At 30.9% G+C, this 7,734-nt stretch carries 6 protein-coding genes; 5 read left to right on the top strand and 1 reads right to left on the bottom strand.

Annotation, left to right across the window (positions count from 1 at the left end; translation table 11 throughout):
* The first annotated feature begins 238 nt into the window (after positions 1 to 238).
* Positions 239 to 403 (top strand): hypothetical protein, encoded by a 165-nt coding sequence (locus ACJDU8_RS24740; RefSeq protein ID WP_406794854.1) that lies wholly within the window; start codon positions 239 to 241, stop codon positions 401 to 403.
* Positions 404 to 542: 139 nt separating this feature from the next.
* Here ACJDU8_RS24740 and ACJDU8_RS24735 read toward each other — a convergent pair whose 3' ends face one another.
* Positions 543 to 1,085 carry a TetR/AcrR family transcriptional regulator gene (locus ACJDU8_RS24735; RefSeq protein WP_406794853.1) on the bottom strand — a complete coding sequence of 181 codons (543 nt, stop codon included), beginning with the start codon at positions 1,083 to 1,085 and terminating at the stop codon, positions 543 to 545.
* A gap of 279 nt (positions 1,086 to 1,364) precedes the next feature.
* Here ACJDU8_RS24735 and ACJDU8_RS24730 point away from each other — a divergent pair, with 279 nt between their 5' ends.
* The 4 genes from ACJDU8_RS24730 to ACJDU8_RS24715 all read left to right on the top strand — a co-directional run bounded on the left by ACJDU8_RS24730 (position 1,365) and on the right by ACJDU8_RS24715 (position 7,151).
* Positions 1,365 to 2,579 carry an efflux RND transporter periplasmic adaptor subunit gene (locus tag ACJDU8_RS24730; protein WP_406794852.1) on the top strand — a complete coding sequence of 405 codons (1,215 nt, stop codon included), beginning with the start codon at positions 1,365 to 1,367 and terminating at the stop codon, positions 2,577 to 2,579.
* Positions 2,580 to 2,592: 13 nt separating this feature from the next.
* Positions 2,593 to 5,649, top strand: a complete 3,057-nt coding sequence (locus tag ACJDU8_RS24725) for an efflux RND transporter permease subunit (RefSeq protein WP_406794851.1) — start codon at positions 2,593 to 2,595, stop codon at positions 5,647 to 5,649.
* Positions 5,650 to 5,669: 20 nt separating this feature from the next.
* On the top strand, positions 5,670 to 6,713 hold the full coding sequence (locus ACJDU8_RS24720; protein WP_406794850.1) for an AI-2E family transporter: 1,044 nt from the start codon (positions 5,670 to 5,672) through the stop codon (positions 6,711 to 6,713).
* 297 nt (positions 6,714 to 7,010) lie between these two features.
* Positions 7,011 to 7,151, top strand: a complete 141-nt coding sequence (locus ACJDU8_RS24715) for a hypothetical protein (RefSeq protein ID WP_406794849.1) — start codon at positions 7,011 to 7,013, stop codon at positions 7,149 to 7,151.
* Positions 7,152 to 7,734 lie beyond the last annotated feature (583 nt).

Below are 7,734 nucleotides of genomic sequence, written 5' to 3'. Positions count from 1 at the left end.
CATAGTATTCATTGGGCCATAGAAACCATGAATTTTGCTGACAAATATTTATATGGCAGTGGGTAAAAATCTTGGCTAAATATTATTGCAATAGGGAAAAGATAATTGGATAAAAAAGTTTATTGAGAATTATAGTTTTAGGTGGCCTGGATAGTACAAAACGAGGCATTTTTTTAAAAATATTTATAAGGATTATTATCTGCTAAGCCTTGAACATACCGGTTTCATAAGGGATAGGATGATTGTAGTACCGCTAAGGAAAGAGCTTGGGGAAGTCATGAATAGCTGTAATACCTTAGATGAAAGGGAATTATATGTTGAGAAGGTTAGAAGTGCAAAGTATAGCATAAATAAGGCACTTGATGGCATTGATTTTGAGTATAAGTATTTAATAGGAGTTTAAGTACTCTAAAAACGTAATATATAATATTAACTATGAAGAAGTATCAGATTCATGTTACCAAGGACAAAGTATATACCACAAATCAACATATTTTGTCCCTAATGATAGCTTGGCTTATACTACCCCTAAGAAATGTTCTTTAAAGCAGTTTAACCATAATTTCAGCCATATCTTTAGGAGAAGCATTCATGTCATCATTTAACCACTGTTGGATTACTCCTATACAGCCTGATATGGCGAAAGGCATGCAATAACGAGCTTCTGTTGCTGAAGCTGTATCGTCTAGAGGAATCTTGCAGTGTTTTATGGCATCCTTAAATTTCTCTATAAAAGTATAGCCACCATCATTACAAAGAAATATCTTAAACATTTTAGCATTGATTTGTACGAACTCAAATAGATATATAAAAAAAGATAGCAAGTCATCATAAGTAGTAGCTTCTTTTGAAAATTTGTCATAAGTTTCACTAAAATCATTAACCAGTTCAGTTTTTATCTTATCCACCATATCAAATATATCTTCATAATAGTGATAAAAGGTTGATCTATTAACATCTGCTAAGTCAGTAAGCTCCTTTACTGTAATATTATTAATCTTTTTTTTAGACATAAGCGTTGTCAATGCCTGAAGCAAGGTCTGTTTAGTTTTCCTTATACGCCTATCAAGTTTCTTTCCCTCCATGATAAAACCCCCAAAAAATATTTTAACAGTTACCCAACACTTGTTCATTATATGTCGAATAATCCACAAATCACCAGTAGATTAATGATTGAAGTTACACAATACACATTTTATAATAAACGCATGTTGATTAAAACACAAGTGTTTCATATACTTCAGTATAAATTTTAGGAAAGGAATTACAAGAATTAACAATATAAACTAAAAAATAGTAAATTACTAAACACCAAATAACCACACAGTAAACTATTATGTTATTTAAACTATAGGAGGTATAAAATGAAAAAAAAACTTTTATCCTTTTGTTGCCTATTTATAAGTGCAATCATACTAAGTGGATGTGGTAGCAAAGATAATTCCGAAAAAACTAATTCTAAAAGTTATCCTGTAAGGATTTTAGAGGTTAAGAATGGAAACTATCCAGTTTCTTTAGAATATGAAGGAATAACAGGGGGCAGCGAAGTGAGAAAGCTTTCCTTTAAAAGTTCTGCAAGGATTTCAAAAATATATGTATATAAAGGTCAACATGTAAAAAAGGGAGACAATCTGGTGGATTTGGATAAAAGTGATTTGGATTTTGCAATGGAAGCTGCCAAGTCACAAATGGATTCAGCTTCTGCACAATATGATAAAGCAGTAAATGGTGCTCAGGCAGAAGATATAAACAAAGCTGAGATAGCAGTGAAGAATGCTCAAGATAATTATAATTATTATGAGGATTTATACAATAAAAATGTCAAATTATATGAAAGTGGTGCAGTTGCAAAGCAGCAACTTGATGATATTAAACTTCAGTTAGATAGCGGCGAAAGTACCTTAAACAGTGCAAAGCAAAGTCTAGAACAGCTCCAAAATGGCTCTAGAGAAGAAGATAAACAAGCTCTTTTAGCTCAATTAAATACAGCAAAAGCTGATTACGATTCAAAAGTTAACTTAGTTCAAGATGCTTCACTCACGGCAGATACTGATGGTTATGTAGTGGATGTACTTTGTAAAGAAGGTGAAATGCAGGCTGCAGGTAATCCAGTAATTTTACTAAGAACCGAAAATCAAGTTGTTACTGTGGGACTGTCTGAAGATGATGTAAAAAAGGTGGCTGTTGGTACAAAGGCTCAGGTTAAAATAGGTGACGCTACAGTAGATGGTCAAATTATAAACATAGTTCAAATGGCAGATGAAACATCAGGTACTTATAGTACTGAAATTAAACTATTAAGTCCAATAGACAACAGCAAGTTTTATATAGGTGAAGACGTAAAAGTTTATATTAATGTAGGCGAAAAAAATTCTATATTGATTCCTATTAGCAGTGTTTTGAATGATGGAGAAGATTATGTTTATGTAGTGCAAGGTGGACATGCTATTAGAAAAAATGTAACCCTTGGAGATACAAATGAGGATAAAGTCTCAGTAGAAGGTTTAGAAGCGAGTGACAAACTTGTTGTTGAAGGTATGAAAAATATAAAGGCTGGCTATAAAGTTACAGTAAGGTAAAGGAGAATCTATTATGGAATTAATTAGAACTGCCATAAAAAATAAAAAAATAGTACTGTTTTTAGTAGCTATAACTATTATAGGTGGTTTTTATTGCTACTATATTATTCCTAAGCAAGAAAGTCCGGATGTTTCATCTCCTGCAGCTATGATTACTACAATATATCCTGGAGCTTCTCCTGGTGATATAGAAAAATTGGTTACGAAGAAAATTGAAAATAAGGCTGAAGAGATAGATGGCTATGATTATATGGAATCATACTCAAAAAATAGTGCTTCCATAGTTATTGTTTATTTAAACAATAATGTGGACAAAGATAAGGCATGGAGGGATTTAAGAGATAAGATTAATGATTTAAAGTCTGATCTTCCAACTGGATGCCAAGATAGCAAAATAGATACTAACCTTACAGAGACAGCTGGTATGATTGTAAGTGTATCTGGTAAAAACTATTCTTATGAACAACTTGGAAATTATGCAGATGACATAAAAAAACAATTAAGTAATGTTAGTGGCATTTCTAGATTTGATGTAGATGGAAAACAGGATAAACAGGTAAAGGTAGAAGTAGACTGGAGTAAAATAAATAAATATTCTATTTCTATTGAAGATGTGTGTAATGTATTAAAAGCACAAAATATAAATATTCCTTCGGGATCTTTAAACTTAAGTACGGGGAAAATAAAGGTTGATACTCCAGGCACTTTTACCTCACTGCATGATATAGAAAATACTATTGTAGGAGTTTCAAGTACCACCGGAGAAACTGTAAAAGTTAAAGATATAGCAAAAGTATATATGGATTATGATGATGATTCTGATCTTAAATTTACTGACAATGGAGCTAATACTGTATTATTAGCAGGGTATTTTCAAAATAATAAAAATATAGTACTCATAGGTGATGATGTAAAGAAAAAACTAGCTGACGTAAAAAAGCAGCTGCCCAATGATTTGACTATAGATGAAGTTACATTTCAACCTCAAGATGTAAGTGATTCAGTTTCCTTCTTTATGAAGAATCTTAGAGAAGGTGTTATTCTTGTAATCATAACAGTGCTTATAGGAATGGGGCTTAGGAACTCGCTAGTGGTATCTGCAGTTATTCCTATATCTATAGCAATGTCTTTTGTTGTGATGAATGTTCTTGGAATTAAAGTACAGCAGATGTCTACTACTGCACTTATTATAGCCCTTGGCATATTAGTAGATGATGCTATTGTAATAGGGGATGTTATACAGGTAGGGATAGACCGAGGGCAGACCTCTGATGAAGCTGCTTTTAGTGGTATAAAAAGATTATTTGTGCCTGTATTTACTTCCACATTAATTATTGTAGGAGCTTTTGCACCACTATTAACAATACCTGGATCTGTCGGAGAATTCTTAAGATCCTTACCTCAAGTAGTGATGATATGTGTAACTTGTTCATATATATCAGCTTTATTTGTAACTCCAGCTATGTCTTCATTAGTCTTCAGGAAAAGTAAAAAAGTTGATAAGGAAAGCAAAGTTCGTAAAATGTTTCATAAACTTTTAACATATGGGCTTGCACATAAAAAGACTGTTGTTATGGCGGCTGTAGGAGTGTTTATAGTATCTATGGGTATAATGAAAACCCTTGGAATGCAATTCTTCCCTTACGTAGACAAAAATATAATTTACGTGGATATTTCCACTGAAAAAGTTGATGACATAAATAGTACGGCTAACTTGGTGAAACATGTAGAGGATATATTAAAGGCACAAAAAGAAGTTATAGGTTACACCTCAGCCATAGGCGGCGGTATGCCTCAATTTTATATTACCTTGCCTACAGTAGCACCATCAAAGGATACAGCTCAAATTATGGTAAGGATAAATATAGATAAAACTAAAAGATTTAAAACAAGACAAGAATTAGCTGAATACATACAAGGTCTATTAGATAGTAAAATTTATGAAGGTACAGCTACAGTAAAACTTTTGGAGCAAGCTGAACCAACAGGAGCACCTATAAGGCTAAGACTCACTGGAGATGACCTGGATAAAATTTATGCTGCCTCAAATAAAATACAACAGCAGTTAAAAGACATACCTGGAACTTTAAATGTAAGGGATGATGCGGCAAAAAAAACTTATGAATATGAAGTAAATATAGATGATACTAAAGCATCACAACTTGGTTTATTAAAATCTGATATACTGCAGCAGATAAATATTGCCTTAAGTGGCTATAGTAGTTCTGTGTATAGAAAAAATGGCAGTGAATATGATATTTTAGTTAAAACTAATATTTCATCGGTAAAGGATCTTGAAAACTTACAGATTAAATCAAGTGTTACCAATAATAAAGTGCTGTTATCACAGGTAGCAGACATTACTCTTAGTCCGGAACTGGATCAAATAAAACATTACAAAAAAGATAAAACAGTAACAGTATATAGTGACATAAAGACGGGGTATAACTCAGTAGATGTGGAAAATGCCCTAAGCGAAAAAATAGATAAAATGGACTTAAATGGTGTAAAGGTCATTTATGATGGAGAAAAGTATCAAATACAGAAAAACTTTACCAGTCTCGCCATAGCAGGAGCATTTACTATATTGATAATTTATGTACTCTTATTTATTCAATTTAAATCCTTTATACAGCCTCTTATAATAATGTGTTCTCTTCCATTATCATTAATGGGAGTAGTAATAGGACTTCTAATATTTAAAATGCCATTGTCCTTAACTGCTGTAATGGGGATAATAAGTCTTATTGGAGTAGTTATAAGAAATGCAATATTGCTTATAGAATATATACATGATGGAAGGGATGAAGGACTTTCTATAGATGAAGCTTGTCTGCAAGCTGTAAGCCAAAGATTTAGACCAATCATATTAAGTTCAACAGCAACTATTACAGGACTTATACCACTAGCATTTTCAAAAAGTGCATTATTTGGTCCAATGTCTGTAACTATAATGTTTGGTCTTTTAACAGCTACTTTTCTAACATTTATAGTTGTTCCAGTAGTATATTCCTTGATTACTACTAAGATAGAACAGAGATTAGTAAATAAGAATATACTAAATATTTAAGAATGGGAAGGAAGAAAAAAGTGAATTTATTTATTAATACTCTAAAAAGTATCTTTAAACTTGAAGCTATTCAAAAGGTTATAGCCTTATTATTTATTGTTATATTTTTGTATTTGCTACGTGATTCTATAGATTTAATACTATTTACTTTTCTATTTTCCTATTTAATATATACTATGAATAAAATTTTAGGTAAACTGTTGTATAATTTAGCCCCACTAATAAGAAAATTAACTTCTGCAATAATATATATTGCTTTAGCTATATCCATTATTTTGTTACTATACAATTATGTTCCTAAAGCTGTAAATCAAATTAACACATTAGTTACACAGATATCAAGTGTGAGTCTAACTGAAAATAGCAATAATAAAATTGTAGAATTTATTAAACCATATATTAAAGAATGGAACATACAAAAAATAATAGAACAAGGCAATGATACATTACTAAATATAATTTCTGATATAGGACAATTTAGCTTAAATGTAGTTCTTGCATTAGTATTAAGTATAGTCTTTAATATGGAAAGAAAAAATTTAGTAGATGCATTTAAAAATGCAGAGGAAAGCAGCAAACTAAGTATATTTAAAAATCTTAAAGCTTATGGAAAAAGTTTTACAGATTCATTTGGTAAAGTTATAAGAACTCAACTAATTATAGCATTTTTTAATGCTACACTTTCAACAATTGGGTTAGCAATGCTTGGTTTCCCACAAGTATTAGGATTAGGTCTAATGATATTTTTTTTAGTACTAATTCCTGTAGTTGGCACAATGGTTTCGCTTATACCACTTTCTTTAATTGCTTTTAAAATAGGTGGCTTTGCAAAAATACTTCAAGTATTAATAATGGTAGCTGTACTTCATTCAATAGAAAATTATATATTGTCTCCTAAGTTAATGTCAAGTAGTATGAAAATTCCTAAATTTTTGGTATTTGCCATCTTAATATTATCAGAAAAATACATGGGTTTATGGGGACTTTTACTTGGTATGCCATTATTCATATTCGTACTGGACTTACTTAATATTAAACTGCAGAAGCCTGTGCAAAACATTTAAGGTTGTTTGAGTTAGTGCTACTGTGTTCAGCAATTATATCTTCACTTAATTACAATAAAGTACTATTGTACAAGAAGACTAAACAATAATACAAATTGAGGCATTTACGGTATTGTATAAATATATGGTTATAGTCACATATAAAGTTGTTATAGGTACTATTGATAAGTATAAGGCGTTTTAATAGTATTTGAATATAGAATAAGACGCAGTTATAATAATTTATATTTTAAAACCCTGTCATTTACAATGGAAGTAAATAATACCTTAAGACTTATGGAGAAAGCTATATTTTATATGAGGTATGTATTCAAATATCTAATAATGAATATAGTACAACAAACAGGATATTCTAAAAGAATGATACAGTATAAGTTAGATGATATAATTATAAAGCCTAATGAGGGTCCGGAGATATACAGAGAAATTAAAAAATAAAGTTACAGCAGTACGTTATTAAAAGTTACGTTGCACCCGATACTTCAAAAAAAGTGCAATGATTTTCGGAGTATGGCAAATAAAAGGATAGAGGTCTGAAGTCTTGATTTTAAGGGGAATTAGGCTTCCTATTTAATGGAGTGCTACTAAATAAAACTTGAAAAAACTACAGCGCACTATTAAAGGTTTGGGGTATTTTGACTTATTTTTTTGAGCTTTATGTTTGCACAGACTAGAAGTCTATCCCTAAATAACTTTAATTTTTCTAAAGTGATTCATCCATGAGTAGGTAAGTGGGTAATTTCGAATATCCAGCAGAGAGCTTTGAACTTAGAAATTCTTTGTGTGTATGATGTTGTTTTTGAATCTCCTTTATTCCCTATATCTTTTCTATCTATTTTGATTATGGTATGATATGGGGATTTACTTAAGGATAGGTTCTTAATATGATGCATTAAGTGAGGAAAAGAAAAGTTAAAGTCAATATAAGAAATGTTACTGAAAAAGGTTAGTTATATAGAAGTGAAAGCAGTTTATGTAAGTGATTTATTTGAAAATTCTATATTAAAAAGGTAAAATCGCT

Source organism: Candidatus Clostridium eludens (assembly GCF_045310515.1).
In the GTDB taxonomy this organism is placed as follows: domain Bacteria; phylum Bacillota; class Clostridia; order Clostridiales; family Clostridiaceae; genus Clostridium_B; species Clostridium_B eludens.
The sequence above is the reverse complement of the archived record's forward strand: the minus strand, read 5'-3'. Positions and strand labels throughout refer to the sequence as shown.